General features: G+C 61.4%; 23 protein-coding genes and 1 pseudogene. 10 read left to right on the forward strand and 14 right to left on the reverse strand.

Annotation, left to right across the window (positions count from 1 at the left end; genetic code table 11):
- Positions 1-53 precede the first annotated feature (53 nt).
- The 4 genes and pseudogenes from BN32_RS16355 to olsB all read left to right on the forward strand — a co-directional run.
- Positions 54-962, forward strand: a pseudogene (locus BN32_RS16355) (YifB family Mg chelatase-like AAA ATPase); the annotation flags it as partial.
- A 155-nt stretch (positions 963-1,117) separates the two neighbouring features.
- Complete coding sequence (locus BN32_RS16360; protein WP_040426603.1) at positions 1,118-1,579, forward strand: hypothetical protein; 462 nt, start codon at positions 1,118-1,120, stop codon at positions 1,577-1,579.
- A 133-nt stretch (positions 1,580-1,712) separates the two neighbouring features.
- Positions 1,713-3,968, forward strand: coding sequence for an ATP-binding protein (locus tag BN32_RS16365; RefSeq protein ID WP_040426604.1), 2,256 nt, complete (start codon positions 1,713-1,715; stop codon positions 3,966-3,968).
- A gap of 119 nt (positions 3,969-4,087) precedes the next feature.
- Complete coding sequence (olsB, locus tag BN32_RS16370) at positions 4,088-5,107, forward strand: l-ornithine N(alpha)-acyltransferase (RefSeq protein ID WP_040426605.1); 1,020 nt, start codon at positions 4,088-4,090, stop codon at positions 5,105-5,107.
- 76 nt (positions 5,108-5,183) lie between these two features.
- Here the strand turns inward: olsB and coaA are convergent, their stop codons facing one another.
- From coaA to hisB, 7 genes are all read right to left on the reverse strand, one after another.
- On the reverse strand, positions 5,184-6,140 hold the full coding sequence (gene coaA, locus BN32_RS16375) for a type I pantothenate kinase (protein WP_019199267.1): 957 nt from the start codon (positions 6,138-6,140) through the stop codon (positions 5,184-5,186).
- 53 nt (positions 6,141-6,193) lie between these two features.
- Positions 6,194-6,517: a phosphoribosyl-ATP diphosphatase gene (locus tag BN32_RS16380; protein ID WP_019199266.1), complete on the reverse strand. Its 324-nt coding sequence runs from the start codon at positions 6,515-6,517 to the stop codon at positions 6,194-6,196.
- Between the two features lie 124 nt (positions 6,518-6,641).
- Positions 6,642-7,418 (reverse strand): imidazole glycerol phosphate synthase subunit HisF, encoded by a 777-nt coding sequence (hisF, locus tag BN32_RS16385; protein WP_019199265.1) that lies wholly within the window; start codon positions 7,416-7,418, stop codon positions 6,642-6,644.
- Between the two features lie 11 nt (positions 7,419-7,429).
- Positions 7,430-8,170, reverse strand: a complete 741-nt coding sequence (gene hisA, locus BN32_RS16390; RefSeq protein WP_040426828.1) for a 1-(5-phosphoribosyl)-5-[(5-phosphoribosylamino)methylideneamino]imidazole-4-carboxamide isomerase — start codon at positions 8,168-8,170, stop codon at positions 7,430-7,432.
- Complete coding sequence (gene hisH, locus BN32_RS16395) at positions 8,167-8,817, reverse strand: imidazole glycerol phosphate synthase subunit HisH (protein ID WP_019199263.1); 651 nt, start codon at positions 8,815-8,817, stop codon at positions 8,167-8,169. Before hisH ends, hisA begins: the two co-directional genes overlap by 4 nt.
- On the reverse strand, positions 8,814-9,317 hold the full coding sequence (locus BN32_RS16400) for a DUF2628 domain-containing protein (RefSeq protein ID WP_040426829.1): 504 nt from the start codon (positions 9,315-9,317) through the stop codon (positions 8,814-8,816). The genes hisH and BN32_RS16400 overlap by 4 nt, the downstream gene beginning before the upstream one ends.
- Positions 9,318-9,421: 104 nt before the next feature.
- On the reverse strand, positions 9,422-10,015 hold the full coding sequence (hisB, locus tag BN32_RS16405; RefSeq protein WP_019199261.1) for an imidazoleglycerol-phosphate dehydratase HisB: 594 nt from the start codon (positions 10,013-10,015) through the stop codon (positions 9,422-9,424).
- A 194-nt stretch (positions 10,016-10,209) separates the two neighbouring features.
- On the opposite strand from hisB, the gene hslV reads away from it, so the two are divergent.
- Genes hslV through hslU form a run of 3 tightly spaced genes read left to right on the forward strand, consistent with a single transcriptional unit; the run spans position 10,210 to position 12,725 of the window.
- Positions 10,210-10,761 carry an ATP-dependent protease subunit HslV gene (hslV, locus tag BN32_RS16410; RefSeq protein WP_019199260.1) on the forward strand — a complete coding sequence of 184 codons (552 nt, stop codon included), beginning with the start codon at positions 10,210-10,212 and terminating at the stop codon, positions 10,759-10,761.
- Between the two features lie 17 nt (positions 10,762-10,778).
- Positions 10,779-11,366: a DUF2585 domain-containing protein gene (locus BN32_RS16415; RefSeq protein WP_173405792.1), complete on the forward strand. Its 588-nt coding sequence runs from the start codon at positions 10,779-10,781 to the stop codon at positions 11,364-11,366.
- Positions 11,367-11,423: 57 nt separating this feature from the next.
- Positions 11,424-12,725, forward strand: a complete 1,302-nt coding sequence (gene hslU, locus BN32_RS16420) for an ATP-dependent protease ATPase subunit HslU (RefSeq protein WP_019199258.1) — start codon at positions 11,424-11,426, stop codon at positions 12,723-12,725.
- Positions 12,726-12,734: 9 nt separating this feature from the next.
- Here hslU and BN32_RS16425 read toward each other — a convergent pair whose 3' ends face one another.
- From BN32_RS16425 to BN32_RS16435, 3 genes are read right to left on the reverse strand one after another with little or no spacing between them, the layout of a single operon-like run.
- Positions 12,735-13,319 (reverse strand): Smr/MutS family protein, encoded by a 585-nt coding sequence (locus tag BN32_RS16425; protein WP_019199257.1) that lies wholly within the window; start codon positions 13,317-13,319, stop codon positions 12,735-12,737.
- On the reverse strand, positions 13,316-15,037 hold the full coding sequence (gene mltA / locus BN32_RS16430) for an MltA domain-containing protein (RefSeq protein WP_019199256.1): 1,722 nt from the start codon (positions 15,035-15,037) through the stop codon (positions 13,316-13,318). The genes BN32_RS16425 and mltA overlap by 4 nt, the downstream gene beginning before the upstream one ends.
- Entirely contained in the window at positions 15,015-15,716 is a 702-nt protein-coding gene (locus BN32_RS16435) for a Tim44/TimA family putative adaptor protein (protein ID WP_019199255.1), read from the reverse strand. The genes mltA and BN32_RS16435 overlap by 23 nt, the downstream gene beginning before the upstream one ends.
- A 393-nt stretch (positions 15,717-16,109) precedes the next feature.
- On the opposite strand from BN32_RS16435, the gene secB reads away from it, so the two are divergent.
- A complete protein-coding gene (gene secB / locus BN32_RS16440; protein WP_019199254.1) occupies positions 16,110-16,592 on the forward strand; it encodes a protein-export chaperone SecB in 483 nt (160 codons plus the stop codon).
- Positions 16,593-16,629: 37 nt separating this feature from the next.
- Here the strand turns inward: secB and dnaQ are convergent, their stop codons facing one another.
- The 4 genes from dnaQ to BN32_RS16460 are packed head-to-tail and all read right to left on the reverse strand — an operon-like array spanning position 16,630 to position 19,416.
- The gene (gene dnaQ, locus BN32_RS16445) at positions 16,630-17,325 is read right to left on the reverse strand and encodes a DNA polymerase III subunit epsilon (RefSeq protein WP_019199253.1); all 696 of its coding nucleotides are present in this window, start codon (positions 17,323-17,325) and stop codon (positions 16,630-16,632) included.
- Between the two features lie 29 nt (positions 17,326-17,354).
- Positions 17,355-17,954 carry a dephospho-CoA kinase gene (gene coaE / locus BN32_RS16450; RefSeq protein ID WP_040426833.1) on the reverse strand — a complete coding sequence of 200 codons (600 nt, stop codon included), beginning with the start codon at positions 17,952-17,954 and terminating at the stop codon, positions 17,355-17,357.
- A 14-nt stretch (positions 17,955-17,968) separates the two neighbouring features.
- Complete coding sequence (locus BN32_RS16455; protein WP_019199251.1) at positions 17,969-18,577, reverse strand: Maf family protein; 609 nt, start codon at positions 18,575-18,577, stop codon at positions 17,969-17,971.
- Complete coding sequence (locus tag BN32_RS16460; RefSeq protein WP_019199250.1) at positions 18,574-19,416, reverse strand: pyruvate, water dikinase regulatory protein; 843 nt, start codon at positions 19,414-19,416, stop codon at positions 18,574-18,576. Before BN32_RS16460 ends, BN32_RS16455 begins: the two co-directional genes overlap by 4 nt.
- A 533-nt stretch (positions 19,417-19,949) precedes the next feature.
- Between BN32_RS16460 and hemJ the strand changes: the two genes are divergently transcribed.
- Both hemJ and rho read left to right on the forward strand, forming a co-directional pair.
- Positions 19,950-20,372: a protoporphyrinogen oxidase HemJ gene (gene hemJ / locus BN32_RS16465; protein ID WP_019199249.1), complete on the forward strand. Its 423-nt coding sequence runs from the start codon at positions 19,950-19,952 to the stop codon at positions 20,370-20,372.
- Between the two features lie 277 nt (positions 20,373-20,649).
- Entirely contained in the window at positions 20,650-21,915 is a 1,266-nt protein-coding gene (rho, locus tag BN32_RS16470; RefSeq protein WP_019199248.1) for a transcription termination factor Rho, read from the forward strand.
- Positions 21,916-22,053: the final 138 nt, after the last annotated feature.

Consider the following 22,053-nt stretch of genomic DNA (forward strand, 5'->3'; position numbering starts at 1 on the left):
CGCATCTCGTAAGCTACTGTTTCTGCTGAAAGATTTTCTTTAGATTAATGTGGCATCACTTGTTGATGATCGGCTCGCCCGGCGCGGGCAAGTCCATGCTCGCCGCAAGGCTGCCGTCGATCCTGCCACCGCTCTCGCCCTCCGAGTTGCTCGAAATTTCGATGATCGCGTCAGTCGCGGGCGAAATCGAAGGTGGCGCGCTCACGGCACGGCGTCCGTTTCGCGCGCCGCATCACTCCGCCAGCATGGCCGCGCTGACCGGCGGCGGCATGCGCGCCAAACCCGGCGAAATATCGCTGGCGCATCACGGCGTGTTGTTCCTGGACGAACTGCCCGAGTTCGACGCGCGGGTGCTGGATTCGCTGCGCCAGCCGCTGGAAAATGGCGAAGTCGCTGTCTCGCGTGCCAACCATCGCGTGACATATCCGGCGCGTTTCATGCTGGTGGCGGCGATGAATCCGTGCCGCTGCGGACACGCCTATGAGCCCGGCTATTCCTGCAAGCGCGGCCGCATCGACCGCTGCACGGCGGATTATCAGGGGCGCATTTCAGGTCCACTGATGGATCGCATCGACCTGCGGATCGAGGTTCCGGCCGTTACGGCCTCCGATCTCATTCTGCCCGCGCCGTCGGAGGGCTCGGCCGAAGTCGCCGCGCGCGTCGCCGCGGCGCGCACCGTCCAGATCGCGCGTTATACCGCGATCGGCTTGCCGCACATTCGCACCAACGCGGAGGCACCAGCCGCGGCGCTGGAAGAAATCGCGAAGCCCGACGCCCAAGGACAGAAACTGCTGCGAGACGCCGCCGAAACGATGCGCCTGTCGGCGCGCGGCTATCATCGCGTGCTGCGGGTGGCGCGCACCCTCGCCGACCTTGACGGCGCCGATACCATCGGACGGCTTCATCTCGCAGAAGCCCTGTCCTATCGCGCACTGGCGGAAGACCTGCGCCGCGCGGCATAGCCCAACCCTTCGCCAGACAACGGTTCCGTAACGATCTCTCTTTACACTTCAAAAACCATAAGCCGCCCCGTTGCGGCGGCTTTGGCGCATGATCCGGATCGCCTGTTCGGCGCTCCGCGAGACCATGCGGAGTGCGTGCTGAGTGAGTGGCGTCCATGCGTATGAAGATTCTGGCTTCGACCGTTCCATTGCTGCTTGCGGGTGTTGTCGCCGGCGGCGAGCTGATCCCGAGCGCGAGCCCCTGTATCGCAACGGGCCGCGCTTCGATGCAGATCGCCACTGCACCGTGGCAAAACCCGCTCCACGTCAGCTTCACCGACGATCCGGAAACAGCGACTGTACGGGTTCAGGTGGTCGATACAGTCGATCTGGCTGACTTCACCGTGATCGACGGCGCGCATACCGCCGAGGCCGACAGTTGCACAGTCACGCGCGAGACAACATTCGTTTCCATCGCCGACCATGTGATCGATACCAACCCCGTGATCTATCTGTCGCGCGAGCCCGGTGCGGACTATCGCGTCTATGTGCAATCTCACGCTTTCAGCACGCGGGACGCCGCGGCGCTCGTGGTCGGTGCCGGCCACCGCGTGCGCATGGCCGAGCGGTCCATGTGAGGCGTTAACGTCTCATTAGCCATGTTTGAATCGCCATCAGTGATGCCTGCGCGCTTCAAGCACTTCGAAACGTCCCCAACACATCCTTGCGCAGACTTTCCCAACGCATAATCCAACCGCGGAGCGGTCACCAATGTTGCGAGCCTTGCGCATCCGATCGCGCCTCCGCCGCCTTGCCCGCCGTCACCCCTGGGTGAATTTCACGATCCGCTCGGCGACGATCTTTTCCGCCACTTTCGGTGGAGCTTATGGCTTCATCGTGGGAAGCCGCACCGAAGCGTACGATCCGCAGGCCTTTGCCCTTGGCGCAAGCTTCCTGTTCGCGGTGGCCTGCGTGGCACTCGCAACACTCAGCATGCGAATGCGCTGGCTGCGCAAGAAGATGCGCAAGATCGAGATGCACAACGAGTCGCTGGTCGATCGCAACTGGGAACTGAAGGGTGCCGAGGAACATGCCCGCAACCTGTTCGAATCCCAGAGCGACCTGATCGTCCTGCGCGACAGCAGCGGCATCATCACCTCGGTCAACGACGCCTATTGCATGCTCGCCCGCAAACCGCGCGAGGCCCTGATCGGCACGCGTTTCACACTGCCCGTGCTGGAACAGGGTGCGGTCGCGGTCGAGCCGAACGGCACCCGCGTTCATGACCAGAAGATCGACAGTGCACTCGGTCCACGCTGGGTCGCCTGGCGCGAGGGCCTGATCCGCAGTGACGCCCATCAACCCGCCGACCTGCAATGCGTCGGCCGCGACGTCACCGACCGCGCCGAAACGGAGCGCGCACTAGCCGAAGCGCGCGATCTCGCCAACTCCGCCAACCGCGCGAAGTCGAAATTCCTCGCCATGGCGTCGCACGAAATCCGCACGCCGCTGAACGGTATCATCGGCATGAGCAACCTGCTGCTCGATACCACGCTGACCGCCGAACAGGCCACCTACGCGAAAGCTGTGAAGACATCCGGCGACGCCCTGATGGCGCTGATCGACGAGTTGCTCGATTTCTCCAAGATCGAAGCCGGCAAGATCGATCTCGAACAACGCCCCTTCGCGCTCGCCGCCATGATCGAGGACATCACTGAACTGCTCGCGCCCCGCGCGCAGGCGCGCAAGCTCGAGATCGCGTCCTATGTCGATGAGCGCCTGCCACAGGAGGTGCTCGGCGACGCAGCGCGGCTGCGCCAGGTGCTGCTCAATCTCGCCGGCAACGCCATCAAGTTCACACCGTCCGGCGGCGTCGCGCTGATCGTCGAGCCGGGCATCTGGCCTGGTGAAGTGTCGTTCCTCGTGCGCGATACCGGCATCGGCATCGCGCCGGAAGCGCAGCAGCGAATCTTCCGCGAGTTCGAGCAGGCATCCGAGGGCACTGCACGCAACTACGGCGGCACCGGTCTGGGGCTCAGCATCAGCGAGCGCATCGTCCGGCGCATGGGCGGGCGGATCACGCTGGAGAGCGCCGAGGGCAACGGCGCGACCTTCGCATTTTCGATTCCGCTCGCCGCCGCGGATCCCGGCGACAGCGCCGCCACCGCCTTCATCGCGCCCGACCTGACCGACAAGTCGATCATGCTGGTGGCGCCGCAGAGCATCGAAGCCTCGCTGATCGCACGGCGTCTTGAGCGCTGGGGCGCACAGACCTGCACCGTGGCCGACGCGTCAATCGCACACGCGCTGTTGCCCGAGCGATCATGGTATGCGGTGCTCGTCGATTGCGGCGGCGGTAACGCGCATTTGCGGGATCTCGGTGAGGCGTCGGTACGCCACGCCACCCACCGGATTGCGATGTTTACCCCGGCAGAACGCCGCGACATGACGCCTGCAATCACGGCGCTGTATACGGCCTATCTGGTGAAGCCGCTGCGCGCTGCGTCGCTTGCTGCGCGCCTGACCGTCTCGGGCGCTGCGCTGGTGCCGGAGTTGCCCGACGACAATGTCCCCGCCATTGAGGCGCCAGAAGTCGCCATGGCGGGAGAGATGATGTCACCCGCTCTCTCGATTCTCGTTGCGGAAGACAACGAGATCAACGCGCTGCTGATCCGGTCGCTGCTGACGCGGCTCGGTCACCGGCCCGTCATCACCACCGACGGCGAGCAGGCCCTTGAGTCTTGGCTCGCGGCCGACAGTGCCGGCACGCCTTACGATGTGGTCCTAATGGACATCCAGATGCCGAAGCTCGACGGCATCACGGCGGCGAGACGCATTCGCGCGCATGAGGCAGGGCGCAGTCCGCGGCGAACGACGATTCTGGCGCTGACGGCAAACACGCTGGTGGACGATCGCTACGCCTGTTTTGAGGCAGGAATGGACGGCTTCCTGATCAAGCCGCTCGATCGCGACAAGCTGACCGATGCGCTCGCCGCGATTCCGGTATCGCAGCAAGCCACTGCCTAGATCAGGTCGCCGAGATCGACCCCACGCTCGCGCGGTGTCATAAATCCGTATCAAGACCATGATTATTGAAGCCTCAGGGCTGCGCTTGGCGAATCAATGCGCGCAGCCGCGAGGAAGCCATGAGCGGCAACAAACCGGCGCCGACGAAGCCGGGTGCAAATTCCAAGTTGCTTGAACGGCAGGCCGTTCGCAGCCCGCTTGAAGCGTTTCGCCAAAACCCGCTGGTCCAGATGCTCCGGCCCGCCCATGCGAAGTCGGCAGCGACGGCTGCCGCAACATGGCTGATGCCCGGCCTGCGCGGCGAGGCCGTACCGAATATGTTGCAGCCCGCTTCGGCGCAACTCGGAAAGATCGGCTCGCTGGAAGTTCGGCTCGCACAGACCAAGGGCGATGTGAAGCGCGCGCAGAAACTGCGCTACAAGGTTTTCTACAAAAACGGTTCAGCCATTGCCGACGCCGCGACCATGCTGGCGCAGCGCGACAAGGATTCGTTCGACAAGATCTGCGATCACCTGCTGGTGGTCGATCATGCCGCCAAGCCGACGATGAGCGGCAAGCAGCCGGTCGTCGGAACCTATCGCCTGCTGCGCCAGGACGTCGCCGAAGAGCATGGCGGCTTCTACACCGGCGACGAGTTCGACATCTCGGGACTGATGGAACGCCAGTCCGGCCTGAAGTTTCTTGAGCTTGGCCGCTCCTGCGTGCTGCCGCCCTACCGCACCAAGCGCACCGTCGAACTGCTCTGGCACGGCGTCTGGAGCTACGTGCGCCGGCACAATCTCGATGTGATGATCGGCTGCGCGAGTTTCGAAGGTACCGATCCCGATCGCCTGGCGCTGCCGCTGTCGTTTCTGCATCACTTCGCAGCCGCGCCAGAGGGATGGCGCGCGAGTGCGCATCCGTCGCGCCGGGTGGAGATGAATCGCATTGCGAAAGACGACGTCGAGACCAAGGCGGCGTTGCGCATGCTGCCGCCGCTGATCAAGGGCTATTTGCGGGTCGGCGCGTTCGTCGGCGACGGCGCGGTGGTCGATCATCAGTTCGGCACCACCGATGTCCTGATCGTGATGCCGGTGTCGGCAATCTCGGGGCGCTATCTCGATCACTTCGGCGCGGACGCGACGCGTCACGCGGCATGATCCCGAAAAGTGGGAACCGGTTTTCGGAATAGATCATGCCGAGACAAAAGCCGGGCGGCGAACTTGGTGTCGCGCTCTACAGCCGCCGCAACTGAACCGTTTCGATGATGTGGTCGCCGCCCTTTTTCAGGATCAGCGTGGCGCGCGGTCTCGTCGGCAGAATATTCTCTTCAAGATTGACGAGGTTGATCCCGGTCCAAAGTGAAAGCGCCTGTTCGGTCGCTTCCTTGTCGGAGAGCTTCGCATAACGGCTGAAATAGGATCGTGGATCGCGGAACGCCGTGTCGCGCAATGTGAGAAAGCGCTCGACATACCATTCGCGCAGGATGGGTTCTTCCGCGTCGATGTAGACCGAGAAATCGAAGAAATCCGACACGTAGGGCACGGCCTTGCCGTCGCGCGGCAGACGTCCGGTCTGCAGCACGTTGACACCTTCGACAATCAGAATGTCGGGGCGGTCGATTTCGACCCCCTCGTTCGGAATGACGTCGTAGGTCAGATGTGAATAGACCGGCGCCCGCACCGGCCGCCGGCCCGCCTTGATGTCAGACAGGAAGCTAAGCAGAGCTGGCAGATCGTAGCTTTCAGGAAATCCCTTCTTCTGCATCAGGCCCTCACGCTCCAGAACCTTGTTCGGGAACAGAAAGCCGTCGGTAGTGACGAGATCGACCTTGGGCCGTGGCGACCAGCGCGCCAGCAGAGCCTGCAGCACGCGCGCCGTGGTGGACTTGCCCACCGCCACCGATCCGGCGACGCCGATGATGTAGGGCATCTTGCGATCCTCGATGCCGAGGAAGTGCCGCTGCGCAACAAACAGCCGCTGGGCCGCCGCGACATAGAACGACAACAGGCGCGACAGCGGCAGGTAGATTTCCTCGACCTCCTTCATGTCGAGGCGGTCGTGCATCGAATGCATCCGCGCGATTTCTTCGGCGGTCAGGGTCATGGGCATGTCGTCGCGCAACGCAGCCCACTGCGCGCGCGAGAAAACACGATAGGGATTGTATTGAACCTGGTCGGCCCTCACATCCATGAGCCATTCCTCCTGTCCGGTCTGCGCGTGTCCCCGCGCCTGCCGGAGTTGAACTAATCGCGCTTGCGCGCGGCCTTCTCTTCAAGCCCGGACATTTGCGTCCGTTGCGCCAGCGCGTCCTCGACCTCCGCCAGGCTGATGCCGCGCGATTTCAGCAGCACCAGAAGATGGAAAAGCAGATCGGCGCTTTCCGCAATCAGATGACCACGGTTGTTTTCGATGGCGGCGATCACGGTCTCCACCGCTTCCTCGCCAAGCTTCTTGGCGCAGTGATCGGGGCCCTTGTCCAGCAGCTTGCGGGTATAGGACGCGTCTCCTCCCGACGCCGCGCGGGCATCGATGGTGGCTGCCAGATCGTGGATCGTAAAGCGGCTCATAAAATGCCTTCTATCACTTCCCTACCCCGGTAGGGAGCGCAAAGAGTTGATCTGATTCAGGTATTTGGCATACGAATGAGCATGATCCTATCCGAAAACCGGTTTCCACTTTTCGGGATCATGCCTACGGATCGAGCCGCAGCGGCAATCCGGCACGAACCATATGGTCCTTGGCCTGACGGATGGTGAACTCTCCAAAGTGGAAAATCGACGCAGCCAGCACCGCGGTCGCGTGGCCCTCGCGGATACCCGCCACCAGGTGATCGAGATTGCCGACGCCGCCCGAGGCGATTACCGGCACCTTGACGCTGTCGGCGATGGCGCGGGTCAGCGGAATGTCGAAGCCCTGCCGGGTACCGTCGCGGTCCATTGAGGTCAGCAGGATCTCTCCCGCACCCAATGAAACCACTTCCTGCGCATATTCGATGGCCTCAATCCCGGTGGATTTTCGGCCGCCGTGAGTAAAGATTTCCCAGCGCGACCCGCCGCCGGGACGCGCGACGCTCTTGGCGTCGATCGCAACCACGATGCATTGGTCGCCGAACTTTTCCGCCGCTTCCTTGACGAATTCGCGCCGCGACACCGCCGCCGAATTGATCGACACCTTGTCAGCGCCGTACGTCAGAAGCGTGCGAATGTCGTCAACGGTGCGTACGCCGCCACCGACGGTCAGCGGCATGAAGCAGGCTTCCGCCGTCCGCCGCACCACATCCAGAATGGTGCCGCGGTTCTCGTGGGTTGCTGTGATGTCGAGAAAGCAAAGCTCGTCCGCGCCGGCCGCATCATAGGCAATCGCGGCCTCGACCGGATCACCGGCATCGCGCAGGTCAACGAAGTTGACTCCCTTGACGACTCGGCCGTCCTTGACGTCGAGACAGGGAATGACACGGACCTTGAACATGGCTGCTGTTCCTATGCCGCCGCGCGCGCATTGCGGATCAGCGTCAATGCCTCGGCCGGATCGATGCGGCCGTCGTAGAGTGCGCGGCCGGAAATCGCGCCTTCCAGCCTCTTGGCGCGCGGCTCCAGCATCGCCTTCACATCGGCAATGGACGCGAAGCCACCGGAAGCGATCACCGGAATTGAAATTGCGTCCGCGAGAGCAATGGTCGCATCGAGGTTGAGGCCTTTCAGCAGCCCATCGCGGGCGATATCGGTAAAGATGATCGCAGCGACACCCGCGTCCTCGAAACGTCGCGCAATATCGAGCGCGGTAACGGTGGACGTCTCCGCCCAGCCCTCAACGGCGACCTTGCCTTCGCGCGCGTCGAGACCGACCGCAACGCGGCCGGGGAATTTCTTGGCGGCTTCCTTGACCAGCGCAGGATCGCGGACCGCCGCGGTGCCGATGATGACGCGGCGGATCCCCTTGGAGAGCCACGCCTCAATGGTGGCGAGATCGCGGATGCCGCCGCCGAGCTGCACCGGAAATTTCACGACCTTGAGCATGGCCTCGACGGCCAGCGCATTCACCGGTTTGCCGGCGAACGCGCCGTCGAGATCGACGACGTGCAGATATTCGAAGCCCTGCGTTTCGAAGGTTTTCGCCTGCGCGGCCGGATCGAGATTGAACACGGTCGCGCGCGCCATGTCGCCCTGTTCGAGGCGCACGCACTGGCCGTTCTTGAGATCGATAGCGGGAAAGAGAATCACGGCTTCCACTTCAGAAAATTCGAGATCAGGGCAAGACCGAAACGCTGGCTTTTTTCGGGGTGAAACTGCGTACCGATCGCGGTGTCCTTCGCCACGATGGCCGTCACCGGCCCGCCGTAGTTGGCGCGCGCGACGATATCCGCTTCGTTGGCCGCGTTTAGGTGATAGGAGTGCACGAAATAGGCATGGCGGCCTTTGTCGCCGAGCGGCAGCCGCTCCAGCACCGGATGCTCGCGCACCAGATCGAGCGTGTTCCAGCCCATGTGCGGGATTTTCAGATTTTCCTCACGCGGCGAAATCTTGACGACATCGCCCGCGATCCAGTCGAGGCCCGGCGTGGTGACGTATTCCTTGCCCTGCGTCGCCATCAGCTGCATGCCGACGCAAATGCCGAAGAACGGCCGCGCCTTGCCGCGGACCGCTTCCGTCATGGCGTCCACCATGCCGTTCAGCCCATCGAGACCCTTGCGACAATCGGCGAACGCGCCGACGCCGGGCAGCACAATGCGATCCGCGCGGAACACTGTGTCAGGGTCGCGCGTCACCACGATCTTTTGCGGCTGCTCCATGCTGCGTGCTGCACGCTCGAACGCCTTCGCAGCCGAGTGCAGATTGCCGGAGCCGTAATCGATAATCGCAACACTCAACGCGACGCTCCCGGTTCAGGAAACAAGCCGATCACACTCTCTGACTGCGTCAGCGACGCACGCGGCAACGGCGGCGGTGAACTCGCGTTGCCGCGATTGCCGTCACGCGCCGTCTTGGCGTTCCAGCGTTCGAAGAAGCGCCGTTCGGCGGCTTCTTCCGAATCCGCCACCACGATATCGAGCTGACGCCACTTGCGGCGGGAGAGCTTCCAGCGGCGCAGCGAACCGGCCTCAAGGCCAACCAGCAATGCGACGACACCCATCACGAAAAAACGCGCACCCGATCCAACACCTGCGGCCGACATCGCGATTTCAGCAACGATCATCAGGGCGATATAGCCGAACAGCGCCAACCACAGCCGATGCCAGATCAGCCACAGGATCGAGGCCACAAAGGCCCAGAAATAGAATCCGTCCCGCACAAACACGAGCTGGTCGAGCCCCGTGCGCACATCGGTGCCGTAATAGCTCGCCGGCCCGTGGACCGTGTAAACCGCCATGATCGTTCTCCGGAACCCGTTGCGCGCGATCCGCGAAAGATCGTGCGCCGCTCGATGGTCCAAAAGTGAATTCCAGCGCATGCCCGGCATGCGCTTCTGGTCAATCAGCCGCCGAGCGTGCCCTTGGTCGAGGGAATTTCGCCCGCAGCGCGCGGATCGATCGCAACCGCGGCACGTAGCGCGCGCGCCAGACCCTTGAAGCACGACTCGGCGATATGATGGTTGTTCTCGCCGTACAGTGTCTCCACATGCAGCGTCACGCCGGCATTGATCGCGAAGGCGTTGAACCATTCACGCACCAGCTCGGTGTCGAACTCGCCGATCTTGTCGCGCGGGAATTCGGCCTTGAACACCAGCACCGGCCGTCCGGAAATGTCGATGACAACGCGCGACAGCGTTTCGTCCATCGGCATGTGGATGCTGGCATAGCGGGTGATGCCCTTCATGTCGCCCAGCGCCTGCTTCACAGCCTGCCCGAGCGCAATGCCGACATCTTCCGTAGTGTGGTGGTAATCGATATGGAGATCACCGTCGGCCTGCACGGTGATGTCGATGCGCGAATGGCGCGCCAGGAGATCCAGCATATGATCGAAGAATCCGATGCCGGTCGCGACATTGGATATGCCGGTGCCGTCCAGATTGACCGACACCATGATGTCGGTTTCCTTGGTCTTGCGCTTGATCGTGGCCGTGCGCATGAAAAGTGCTCTCCGAACGCCTTAGAACTCTGGAAAAGAGCGTCCTTTTAACAGGCACATGACGCCTTCGCTACTGCGGGATGACGCGATTTTTGCCTGAGTTTTCAGATATGGTGACTAGAATTCGCCGCTCCGGCGGCCCGATTGCAACCTGCGGCGCCAGTGCCTAGATCAGGCCCCTCAACGAGGTATTCATGCAAGCATCACAAGCTGAAGTCTGGCACGGGACCACCATTCTCACGGTCCGCAAGGGCGGCAAGGTGGTCATCGGCGGCGATGGGCAGGTCTCCATCGGCCAGACCGTCATCAAGTCCAACGCCAAGAAGGTCCGCAAGCTCGGCAAGGGCGACGTCATTGGCGGCTTCGCCGGCGCCACCGCCGACGCCTTTACCCTGTTCGAGCGGCTCGAGGCCAAGCTCGAGCAGTATCCCGGCCAGCTGACCCGCGCCGCCGTCGAACTGGCCAAGGACTGGCGCACCGACCGTTACCTGCGTCGCCTCGAAGCGATGATGATCGTCGCGGACAAGGACGTGTCGCTGGTGCTGACCGGAACCGGCGACGTGCTGGAGCCGGAGCATGGCGTGATGGCGATCGGCTCCGGCGGCAACTACGCGCTGGCCGCCGCGCGTGCATTGGCCGATTCCGACAAGGATGCCGAGGCCATCGTGCGCCGCTCGCTCGATATCGCCGCCGATATCTGCGTCTACACCAATCGCAACGTCACCATCGAAACCCTCCCCGCATGAGCGCAGCGGACAACGCCATGGCGCCAGCGACGCCAGGGCTGTCGCCGCGTCAGGGATTCTTGATCGCTTTAGGGTTGCTCGCGCTGCAGGCTGCGACCCTCTATGCCATGGGCCGGGTGCCGATCTGCACCTGCGGTTACGTCAAGCTGTGGCACGGCGTGGTGCTGAGCTCGGAAAATTCGCAGCACATTGCCGACTGGTACACCTTCTCGCATATCATCCACGGCTTCCTGTTCTATGGCCTGACCTGGCTGCTGCTGCCGCGCCTGTCATGGGTTGCCCGGCTGCTGGTGGCGATGCTGATCGAGGGCGGCTGGGAGCTATTGGAAAATTCGCCGCTCATCATCGAGCGCTACCGAGCGGGCACCATCTCGCTCGACTATTACGGCGACAGCATCGTCAACTCGGTGTCCGATACGCTGGCGATGATCGCGGGCTTTCTCGCAGCGCGGAAACTGCCGGTAATCGCGACGGTGCTGATCGCGATTGTGTTCGAGGTCGCCGTCGGCCTGCACATCCGCGACAACCTGACGCTGAACATCATTATGCTGATCCACCCATTCGATGCCATACGGCAATGGCAGAGCGGTCCTCCGATCATCTAGGACACACTGAAGCGACCACCGCTTGCGATGCAGCCCATTCAACAATAGCTAAGAGCCATGACTGACTTCTCCCCCCGCGAAATCGTATCCGAACTCGACCGCTTCATCGTCGGACAGAGCGACGCCAAGCGCGCCGTTTCCATCGCGCTGCGCAACCGCTGGCGGCGGCAGCAGCTGACCGGCTCGCTGCGCGAGGAGGTGCTGCCGAAGAACATCCTAATGATCGGGCCGACCGGCGTCGGCAAGACCGAAATCGCGCGGCGGCTGGCGCGGCTGGCCGGTGCGCCATTCATCAAGGTCGAAGCCACCAAGTTCACTGAAGTGGGCTATGTCGGCCGCGACGTGGAACAGATCGTGCGCGACCTCGTCGAGGTCGCGATCATGCAGACCCGCGAGCGCAAGCGGAAGGATGTGCAGGCGCGCGCGCAGCAGGCCGCCGAGGACCGCGTGCTGGACGCATTGGTCGGTGCCAATGCTGGCGCGGCGACGCGTGATTCATTCCGCAGGAAACTGCGAGCGGGTGAACTGAACGACAAGGAAATCGAGATCGAAACCCAGTCGTCCGGCGGCACGCCGATGTTCGAGATCCCGGGCATGCCCGGCGCACAGGTCGGCTCGATCTCGATTGGCGACATTTTCGGGAAGATGGGCGGCCGCACCAAGACTCGCCGCCTGACCGTGGCCGACTCGCACGAAATCCTCGTCAACGAGGAAAGCGACAAGCTGCTCGACAGCGATCAGCTGACACAGGAAGCCGTGCAGGCGGTGGAGAATAACGGCATCGTCTTCCTCGACGAAATCGACAAGATTTGCGTGCGCGACGGCGCGCGGGCCGGAGACGTGTCACGCGAGGGCGTGCAGCGCGACCTGCTGCCGCTGATCGAAGGCACCACGGTGTCCACCAAACACGGCGCGGTGAAGACCGACCACATTCTCTTCATTGCATCTGGCGCGTTCCATATCGCCAAGCCTTCCGATCTGCTGCCCGAGCTTCAGGGCCGCTTGCCGATCCGCGTCGAACTGCAGGCTCTGACGCGCGACGACATGCGCCGCATCCTCACCGAGCCTGAGGCGTCGCTGCTCAAGCAGTATATCGCGCTGATGCAGACCGAGGGCGTCACGCTCGACATCACCGACGACGCCATCGACGCGCTGGCCGATGTCGCCGTTGCGGTGAACTCGACCATCGAGAACATCGGCGCGCGCCGTCTGCAGACGGTGATGGAGCGGGTGCTGGACGATACGTCTTTCCACGCTCCTGACATGAACGGTCAGACTATCACGATCGACGCGACCTATGTGAAAAAGCACATCGGCGATCTGGCGAAGAACACCGATCTGAGCCGGTTCATTCTGTAAATAACGGCGCTATCGCGCACGCCGCACGCGCACGTAAAGCGCGCCCTCGCCGCCATGACCGATATGAGCTTCCTCGAAGCCGACGATGAGGCTGCGAAATTCCGGCAGGCCCAGCCAGTGCGGCACCTGCCGGCGCAACACGCCGCGCTCTGATTCCGGCCCGACGGTGCGGCCCTTGCCGGTGATGACGAGAACAAAGCTCATTCCGTCGGCCTGTGCGTGATGCAAAAAATTCAACAATATACGATGGGCCCTGGTCTGGGTCATGCCGTGCAGATCGAGTCGCGCGTCGATATCCTTCCGGCCGCGCGAAAGTTTGGACCGTTCACGCCGTCCCAGCGGTGCGAGCGGCGGCGGCACCACAGGGACACTCGGAATTTTCCGGGTCGCGACGGGAGATTTTGGCGGTGGGGCGGGCCGGGGATCCGCTGGAGGCTCGTCCATAAGCTCCAGGCCGGCTTTCGCCGGACGCGATCTCCTGCGCAGCGGTTTCGCCTGCTTCGCCACGCTTTCCCAGAGCTCGGCTTCTTCGCGGCTCAGCGCACGCTTTCGCCGCGGCGATGGGGGCGGATCGAGATTGCGAGGGCTCTTCATTGGCGATGACGGATGTGCCGGTGATGCCGCTTCCGGCGCGGCGCATCAGGCTTGACGGTCGTCGTTGACGCAACATCCGGCGCCGTTTTGGGGCGAGCTTCGGGCAACGGCACGGCCTGCGCGACCGGGGCCGTTGCAGCAACCGGAGGCACTACTGGCGCAGCGGATGTAGCTGGTGTAGCGGGCGTTTGAGCTGTAGCCGGTTGATCCTTGGATGGAGCGCTCTTGGTCGAATCCTTTGGCGTATCTTTGGTCTGCTCTTTCGGCGCGTCCTTGGAAGTCTCCTTGACAGTGTCCTTGGCGACTTCCTTCGGCGTGTCCTTGACCGGCTCCTTGGGCTGCTCTTTTTGCGGAAACAGCTTTGCGATGGTGGCCGATGGCCGGTCTTCCGGCAGCGGCATGGTCTTGCCACGCGACACCGGATCGAGGCTGTTCGGCAGCAGCATGACGAAACGTGCCGGATTTTTCAGGCGGCCCGCGACGCGGCCTGCATCAACTCCCGCACCAAAGTAGATGTCCGCACGCGCCGGACCGATAATGGCTGAGCCGGTGTCCTGCGCGATCATCAGCCGGCGGAACGGCGTATTCGACGTGTCGGATTCAATCGGCAAACTGCCTTCAATAAAGAACGGTGTGCCGTAGACATGAAGCGACTTGTCGACAGCGATCGATCGTCCGGCCGTCAGCGGCACGCCCTGCGCGCCGACCGCTTCGTCGTCCGCCGCCAGCTTCACCTCGCGAAAGAACACATAGGAGCGGTTCTGCCGGCGCAGTTCTTTCGCCGCATCCGGACTCTGCTCCATGTATTCACGGATCTTCTGCATCGACATCTGGTCTTTGGGCACGATGTTGCGCTCGATCAGCACGCGGCCGACGGGCGTATAAGGATAACCATTATGCGCATCGTAGTTGATGCGCACTATCGATCCGTCATCGAGCTTGATCCGTGCCGAGCCCTGAATCTGAATGAACAGCAGATCGGTCTGGCTCTTCAGCCAGACCACTTCGAGGCCGCGCCCCGCGATTGCGCCGTCTTCGATTTCACCACGGTCATAATAGGGCACCAGCTTGCGCCGCCCGACTTTGCGGAACACCTGGCCCTTGTTGGGCATGCTGGCATTGGCCTGCGAATATCCGCGCACGAACAGGTTCGACGGCCGCCGATAGACAGGCACGGTGTAGACGTCAGTCTGGACCCGCGACCCGTCGACGATGGGCTCATAGTAGCCGGTCACAAAGCCCGCATCCTCGCCGATCCGCGAGATCAGCAACGGCGTGAAATTCCTCTCGAAGAATTCGCGCGCCCTGGCGCTTTCGGAAATGTCCTCGGCACGGGCCGCGATGCAGGGATCGCGCAACGACGTGCCGAGTGCCTTGCTGTCCGCGAGCGGACCTTTCTGTGCAGCGATCGGCTTGCAGCTTGTACGAAACGTCTTGAAGGCCGGAAGCGGATCGTCGTCGGCCCAGCCCACGACGTCGCTCCATTTCAGCGGCGCATATTGCCCGCCCGGAACTTCCAGCGGCCAGACAACCGGCCCACGCTTCGGCGCTTCATGATGATCGTGAGAAACGTGCCGCCCGACGGTTCTGGCCTCAACATCTGTGATTGCGAGACCGGCTGCGAAAAGCCCGGCAGCTCCGGCGCTCAGCCACGCGCCAAAACGCCCGGTTCGTGCACCGGGCGCGGCATCTTCCTTACTGTCCGCTTTCCGTCCCAACCAGCTTCCAGTTCGGATCGCGCGAAGCGATGTCACGGGCGAACGTCCAGACATCTGTGACATCGGTGAGCTTTTCCGGGTTGCCATCGACGACGGTGCCAGCCTTGTCGCGCGTGACCGAGATCATCTGGGATACGAACCGGATGGTGATCTGCGCTGCGCGATCGCGTGTTTCGGCGTTGACGATCTCCGCCTTGTCGATCGACGCGAATCGCGTCTCGACTCTCTCTCCGCGCTGTTCGCGCTCCTTGATGGCGGTCTCGAAGCCCTCATAGACCTCAGGCGACAACAGATCCTTCAGGGCGCGGCGATCACCATTGGCGAACGCCAGCACGATCATTTCATAGGCGCTCTTCGCACCGCTGAGAAAATGCTGCGCGTCAAACGACGGGTCGGAGACCGCGATCTGATCCAGGCCGCGCGCGAGCACAGAGCCGGATTCCGCAATTCCCTTCCAGCGGTCAGGCACGACCGCTGGATCCGCGGAGGGTGCCAGCGGTGCCTGGTCGATGGTCTTCCCCGGCATCGGAACAACGTTATCCGGCGCTCCACGCAGAACGTCACGGGCCGCGCGATCAAACGGCGGCCGCTCGTCACCGGTCCGCTGTCCCAGCACATTGCGCAATCGCAGGAAGATGAAGACGGCCAAGGCCAGAAAAATGATGGTGTAAATATCCACGTCGCATTCACTTTCTGATCGGTGCTACACGCCACCTGCTTCGGAACAGGGTCACACAGGCGTTCGTTTGTCACATGTAGGCACGAAATCCGATCCAGCCAACATCGCTATATGCCGCGCTTTGAACAGCCCGAAGGACAAGATTTGGGCATTCTCCGCTCCGATTTAGCGTAATTCTACCTGATCCAGCGGTTAGGGCCAGCCGAAACACAGCAGAATGCAGCCCATCGTCCTTGTCGAATGAGGCAAGGCTATGATAGCCACTCGCCCCGACAAGGGCCTGTCCTGTCCGGACGCGGACATTTGCCGCCAACGGATGCTTTTTCTCAGGCAGTTCCCGACCGGATCGCTCCCTGGGCGATCTCGTTTCCACATTCTCGGAGCAATATATTCATGACCAACGGCAACGGTGCACCTCTCGAGAACGCGGCTCCGCCCCAGTTCAACGTTCTGGCGCAGTACATCAAGGATTTCTCGTTCGAGAATCCGAACTCCCCGGCTTCGCTGGCGTCTCAGGACAAGCAGCCCACGATCAACATCCAGATCAACGTCACCGCCACGCCGGTTGCCGAGCATGACTTCGAAGTCGCGCTGTCCATCGAGGGAAAAGCTGAAAACGACAACTTCGTGTTGTTTGGTTTCGAACTGATTTATGCTGGCGTATTTCGCATTCAGAACGTGCCGCAGGACAGCATGCACCCTTTCATCATGATCGAATGCCCGCGGCTGCTGTTTCCGTTCGCCCGCGAAATCGTGGCGTCGTCGGTGCGCGCCGGTGGCTTCCCGCCGCTGATGCTCGATCCGGTGGATTTCGTCGGCCTCTATCGTCAGAATATGGCGCGTCAGGCCGAACAGCAGCAGGGCAAACCGAGCTAAGCCCGGTTATCGCTACGCGAAGCGAAGTTCGCGTCGCTCAAGATTCCTTCGAAAATTCGTTCCAGATTGGCGTGCCGCCAAGTGTCGCGACGAATGCGGCATGTGCGGCCGCGTCAGCCTCGGTGACGCGTGGTGCAAGCGGCTCCTCGCGCTGCCGCCGCGGAGCATCGACCTGTCCGGCGCCGAACGACTGGCGCGTCTCAGACAGAATGAGCTGCGACTGCCGCGCGCCAATCAGATCGATATAGACTTCCGCGAGCAGTTCCGCGTCGAGCAAAGCGCCGTGTTTGGTTCGGCGGGAATTATCGATGGCGTAGCGCGAGCACAGATCGTCGAGCCGGTTCGACACACCGGGATGCTTGCGCCGCGCCAGCGTCAGCGTATCGACCAGACGGTCGCGCGGGATAGCCGCTCGCGAGACCTTGGAAAGTTCGGCATTGATGAAGCCGATATCGAATGACGCATTGTGAATGACCAGCGGCGCGTCGGCGATGAAAGTCAGGAAATCGTCCGCCACCGCCCCGAACAGCGGCTTGTCAGCAAGAAACTCGCTCGACAGACCGTGCACGTTGAATGCTTCCTGCGGCATGTCGCGCTCGGGATTGAGATAGACGTGAAACGTCTGCCCGGTCGGCATCCGATTGATCATCTCGACGCAGCCGATCTCGACCAGGCGATCGCCGCGCAGCGGATCGAGGCCTGTGGTTTCGGTATCGAGAACGATTTCGCGCATATGGGTATGCCGGGTGCGATGTCAGCGAATCAGTTTCGCCGTCTCGGCATTTTAACGACTTCGCGGAGGATTTCACCGATCCGCTGCCGCACCGGGTCCAGACCGTGGGAGGTGTCCACCACAAAATCCGCCCGCTTGCGCTTTTCCGCATCAGGAAGCTGCCGCGCAAGGATCGCGTCGAGCTTGTCGGGCGTCATGTTGTCCCGTGCCAAAATGCGTTCGCGCTGAATCTCCGGCGTCGTCGTTACCACCACCACCGCATCGACCCGGTTTTCGCCACCGGTCTCGTACAGCAAGGGCACATCAAGAACGGCTACCGGCGCTCCCGATGCTTCCGCGTCGCTGAGGAACTTGAGTTGATGGCTGCGCAGCATCGGATGCACGATGGTCTCGAGCCGTTTCATCGCATCGGCATTGTTCAAGACCATGGCCGAGAGCTTCTGCCGGTCCACCTTGCCGTCCATGGTGCTGCCGGGAAACGCCGCTTCGACCGCCGGTGCGGCCTCGCCTTCATAGACCTTATGAACGGTCGCGTCGGCATCGTAGACCGGCACCCCGGCTTCCTGAAACAACTTCGCGGTGGTCGATTTCCCCATTCCAATCGAACCCGTCAAACCCAGCAACAGCATCGGCAATTCTTTCGTCATACAGCCAGCAGATTCCGGCTGCGCAGAAAACCAAGCAGCGGCAGCAGCGGCAATCCCAGAATCGTAAAATGATCGCCGTCGATGCGATCGAACAGATGCACCCCGGTGCGCTCCAGTTGATAGGCGCCGACGCTTGAGGTAACCGCGTTCCCAGCCTCTTCTATATAGGCGGCAATCTCGCGTTCGGTCAGAGGTCGCATCGTCATGCGTGCAACGCTGACGTGGGAAAACAGGATTACACCATCCTTCACAACACTGACCGCGCTGTGCAATGCGTGAGCCTGCCCCGATAACGTCGTGATTTGTGCCGCTGCCGCAGCACGATCTGCAGGTTTGCTGAAAAGCTGCTCGCCGAGCGCCAGCGTCTGGTCAGCGCCGACGACATATCGGCCGGGATACTTCGCGGAGATGAATGTCGCCTTCTCGCCGGCGAGCAGGCCGGCGATCCTGCCCGGCTCTGTCAATCCGGAGGTCTGCTGGATCGCGCGTTCGTCGATATCGGCAGGAACGGTCTCCACCGCGATTCCCGCATTCACAAGCAGGCTTTTTCGCACAGCGCTCTGCGATGCGAGAATCAGGGGTTGCCGTTCACGCCAGACAGTCACGTTTGCGATGCCTTCTGGCGCTGGCGATCGGCGTACAGTTTCATGATCGCCGCGGCGGTTTCCTCGATCGACCGGCGCGTGACGTCGAGCAACGCCCAGTCGAATTTCGCGCTGAGCTTTCGGGCAAAAGCAACCTCCTCGGTCACAGCCTGACGGTCGATATAGGTATCGTCTCCGGTCCTGCCGATGCCGAGCAGACGATTCTGCCGGACCTGGATCAATCGTTCAGGGGTTGCATGAAGACTGACCACCAGCGGCTTCTTCAGCGTTTCAAGCTGATGCGGAATCGGAATTCCCGGCACCAGCGGTACGTTGGCGGTGCGAACACCTCGATTGGCAAGATAAATCGATGTGGGTGTCTTCGATGTCCGCGAGACGCCGACAAGCACCACATCAGCCTCCTCGAGGCCTTCAACGTGCTGTCCGTCGTCATGCATCATCGAATAGTTCAACGCATCGATGCGCTTGAAATACTCCGCATTGAGTGTGTGCTGGGCGCCAACGCGCCGCGAGGTCTCCGTGCCAAGATAAGCCTGAAACAACTGCATCACGGGACCGATGATCGACAGGCTCGGAATGTTGATTTCCTGGCACTTCGCCTCGAGCCGCTCGACCAGATCTTTCTCCAGCAGCGTGAACAGCACAATTCCTGGCGCTTCCTCGATTTCTGCCAGCACGCGATCAAGCTGCTTCTGGCTGCGGACCAGCGGATAGACATGCTCGACCGGCGAGACATTGGAGTACTGCGCGGCCACTGCACGCGCGACCGTGATCAGCGTTTCACCGGTCGAATCGGAAATCATGTGGAGGTGAAAATAACTGCCGGTGGTTGTCGCCATGACGTCTCGAATCCGTTTCCGCTCAATCCGGCGACTGTGAATAGCTGTGAATCCCTGTGGGCATGTTCACCTCAATCCGGCGATGGATCGCACCGCCCGGGATAACCCGCTCTTTCATTCACAGCGCTGATTTCGGGATGAAATCTGACCGTTGCTGGGATGGTAGCGGGGTTGTGTGGATTTGTCTTGGGATAATGCCGTGTCACTTGCTCTCAAGCGCTTGAAACCATCGGCATATTCTCTGTCGTCCGGATCTTGTCCAACACCGGGTATAAACCAGCGGCATGTGGATAGTCGCTGGATAAAAGCGGGAGAGCAATGCGCGAGCGCTAATCACGGTTACACTGACTCAAACTAAGAATCTAAAAAGGATTCTTTAAGAAAGTCGTGCTTGCGGAAACGTCTCGTCTCACGTCATCTATCGATGTTGCTCAACACACTAGGCAACGTCTGGTTCCTGTTCTCCAGCCACGATGCCAATTTCGAAACACCGGTTGGCTTGGCAGTTAAAGACAATTCCCACGGAAGATTCCATGTACGAATGGATCAAGGCGCTACATGTGATCGCGGTCATCTCATGGATGGCCGGTATGCTCTATCTGCCGCGATTGTTCGTCTACCACTGCGACGCGGAGATCGGTTCGAAGCAATCCGAAACTTTCAAGGTGATGGAGCGCCGCCTGCTCAAGGCGATTATCAATCCGGCGATGATCGTGACCTGGCTGGCCGGCTTGTGGCTGGCCTGGCAGGGTGGCTGGTATGTCTCCGGCTGGTTTCACGCCAAATTCGTGCTGGTGCTGGTTCTGTCGGGGGTCCACGGCTTTTTCAGCGCCCGGGTGCGGGATTTCGCCCAAGATGCAAATACCAGAACTCAGAAATTCTATCGTATTATCAATGAAGTACCGACTGTTTTAATGATCGCTGTCGTGGTTCTGGTGATCGTCAAACCGTTCTAGAGCGGCCAGCCTTTAGGCTCTGCGTCAATGATCGCCTTGCGTGAAGCCGGACGATTTTCTATATATCTGTCATCCCACCGAACGCAGGTGGATGTGGTTGAGTCCCGGTCTCATTGTTGGACCGGCCGCCACATCAGGTTCGAAGCCTCCCGGCACCTTCCTCGCTCAAGACCTGCGGACTTCTGATCGCGTTTGTAGTCCGTATGTCGTCAGCAGGCTGAACCTTTCGCTCCCCTCCCCATTCTCTTTTCTCCACACGCTCCACAGGACAACCCCAATGCGGGAAATCAAACTACAAGACCTCAAAACCAAAACTCCGGCGGAGCTCGTCTCGTTCGCCGAAGAGCTTGGGGTCGAAAATGCCAGCACCATGCGCAAGCAGGAGCTGATGTTCGCCATTCTCAAGCAGCTTGCGATCCAGGAAACCGACATCATCGGTGAAGGCGTTGTCGAGGTTCTCTCCGACGGCTTCGGATTCCTGCGCTCATGGGACGCCAATTATCTGCCCGGCCCGGATGACATCTACGTGTCGCCATCGCAGATCCGGCGCTTCGGATTGCGTACCGGCGACACCATTGAAGGCCATATTCGCAGCCCGAAGGAAGGCGAACGCTACTTCGCGCTGTTGAAGGTCAACACGCTGAACTTCGAAGATCCGGAAAAGTCCAAGCACAAGGTCAATTTCGACAATCTGACGCCGCTGTTTCCGGACGAGCGTTTCCGCCTTGAGCTTGACGATCCGACCCGCAAGGATCTCTCTGCGCGCGTCATCGATATCGTAGCCCCTATAGGTAAAGGCCAGCGCGCGCTTATCGTGGCCCCTCCCCGCACTGGTAAAACGGTGCTGATGCAGAACATCGCGCACTCGATCACGGCCAATCATCCAGAGTGTTATCTGATCGTTCTTCTGATCGACGAACGTCCGGAAGAAGTCACCGACATGCAGCGTTCGGTGAAGGGCGAGGTTGTGTCCTCGACCTTCGACGAACCGGCGGTGCGTCACGTGCAGGTTGCGGAGATGGTGATCGAGAAGGCCAAGCGCCTGGTCGAACACGGCCGCGACGTCGTGATTCTTCTGGACTCGATCACACGCCTCGGCCGTGCCTACAACACCGTGGTGCCGTCATCCGGCAAGGTGCTGACCGGCGGTGTTGACGCCAATGCGCTGCAGCGTCCGAAGCGTTTCTTTGGCGCTGCGCGGAACATCGAAGAAGGCGGATCGCTCACCATCATCGCGACCGCGCTGGTCGATACCGGCAGCCGCATGGACGAAGTGATTTTCGAAGAGTTCAAGGGCACCGGCAACTCGGAGCTCATTCTTGATCGCAAGGTCTCGGACAAGCGCACCTTCCCTGCGATCGACATCTCGCGTTCGGGCACACGCAAGGAAGAGCTCATCACCGATCCGCAGCTGCTCAAGAAGATGTACGTCCTTCGCCGCATCCTCAATCCGATGGGCACCATGGACGCCATCGACTTCCTGCTCGACAAGCTCCGCAACACCAAGAACAACGCGGAATTCTTTGAGTCGATGAACACCTGATGTGACTGCCTGATAGCCGATAGGCGTCAGCTCGTTTTCAGTGCCCGGCCTTGCGCCGGGCATTTTCTTTTGGCGAACCAAGTTTCTATTGTGCGACGCAGCACGGCGTATGTTGCGCTTCAGGTCGTAACATATTGC

Origin of the sequence: Afipia birgiae 34632 (assembly GCF_000308295.2) — a bacterium.
In the GTDB taxonomy this organism is placed as follows: Bacteria; Pseudomonadota; Alphaproteobacteria; order Rhizobiales; family Xanthobacteraceae; genus Afipia; species Afipia birgiae.

Bases quoted from the DNA above. Each gene is read 5' to 3' on its own strand.
- BN32_RS16360 (WP_040426603.1), top strand. From the start codon at position 1,118: ATGCGTATGAAGATTCTGGCTTCGACCGTTCCATTGCTGCTTGCGGGT.
- BN32_RS16365 (WP_040426604.1), top strand. From the start codon at position 1,713: ATGTTGCGAGCCTTGCGCATCCGATCGCGCCTCCGCCGCCTTGCCCGC.
- olsB (WP_040426605.1), top strand. From the start codon at position 4,088: ATGAGCGGCAACAAACCGGCGCCGACGAAGCCGGGTGCAAATTCCAAG.
- coaA (WP_019199267.1), bottom strand. From the start codon at position 6,140: ATGGATGTGAGGGCCGACCAGGTTCAATACAATCCCTATCGTGTTTTC.
- BN32_RS16380 (WP_019199266.1), bottom strand. From the start codon at position 6,517: ATGAGCCGCTTTACGATCCACGATCTGGCAGCCACCATCGATGCCCGC.
- hisF (WP_019199265.1), bottom strand. From the start codon at position 7,418: ATGTTCAAGGTCCGTGTCATTCCCTGTCTCGACGTCAAGGACGGCCGA.
- BN32_RS16400 (WP_040426829.1), bottom strand. From the start codon at position 9,317: ATGGCGGTTTACACGGTCCACGGGCCGGCGAGCTATTACGGCACCGAT.
- hisB (WP_019199261.1), bottom strand. From the start codon at position 10,015: ATGCGCACGGCCACGATCAAGCGCAAGACCAAGGAAACCGACATCATG.
- hslV (WP_019199260.1), top strand. From the start codon at position 10,210: ATGCAAGCATCACAAGCTGAAGTCTGGCACGGGACCACCATTCTCACG.
- BN32_RS16415 (WP_173405792.1), top strand. From the start codon at position 10,779: ATGGCGCCAGCGACGCCAGGGCTGTCGCCGCGTCAGGGATTCTTGATC.
- hslU (WP_019199258.1), top strand. From the start codon at position 11,424: ATGACTGACTTCTCCCCCCGCGAAATCGTATCCGAACTCGACCGCTTC.
- BN32_RS16425 (WP_019199257.1), bottom strand. From the start codon at position 13,319: ATGAAGAGCCCTCGCAATCTCGATCCGCCCCCATCGCCGCGGCGAAAG.
- secB (WP_019199254.1), top strand. From the start codon at position 16,110: ATGACCAACGGCAACGGTGCACCTCTCGAGAACGCGGCTCCGCCCCAG.
- dnaQ (WP_019199253.1), bottom strand. From the start codon at position 17,325: ATGCGCGAAATCGTTCTCGATACCGAAACCACAGGCCTCGATCCGCTG.
- coaE (WP_040426833.1), bottom strand. From the start codon at position 17,954: ATGCTGTTGCTGGGTTTGACGGGTTCGATTGGAATGGGGAAATCGACC.
- BN32_RS16460 (WP_019199250.1), bottom strand. From the start codon at position 19,416: ATGGCGACAACCACCGGCAGTTATTTTCACCTCCACATGATTTCCGAT.
- hemJ (WP_019199249.1), top strand. From the start codon at position 19,950: ATGTACGAATGGATCAAGGCGCTACATGTGATCGCGGTCATCTCATGG.
- rho (WP_019199248.1), top strand. From the start codon at position 20,650: ATGCGGGAAATCAAACTACAAGACCTCAAAACCAAAACTCCGGCGGAG.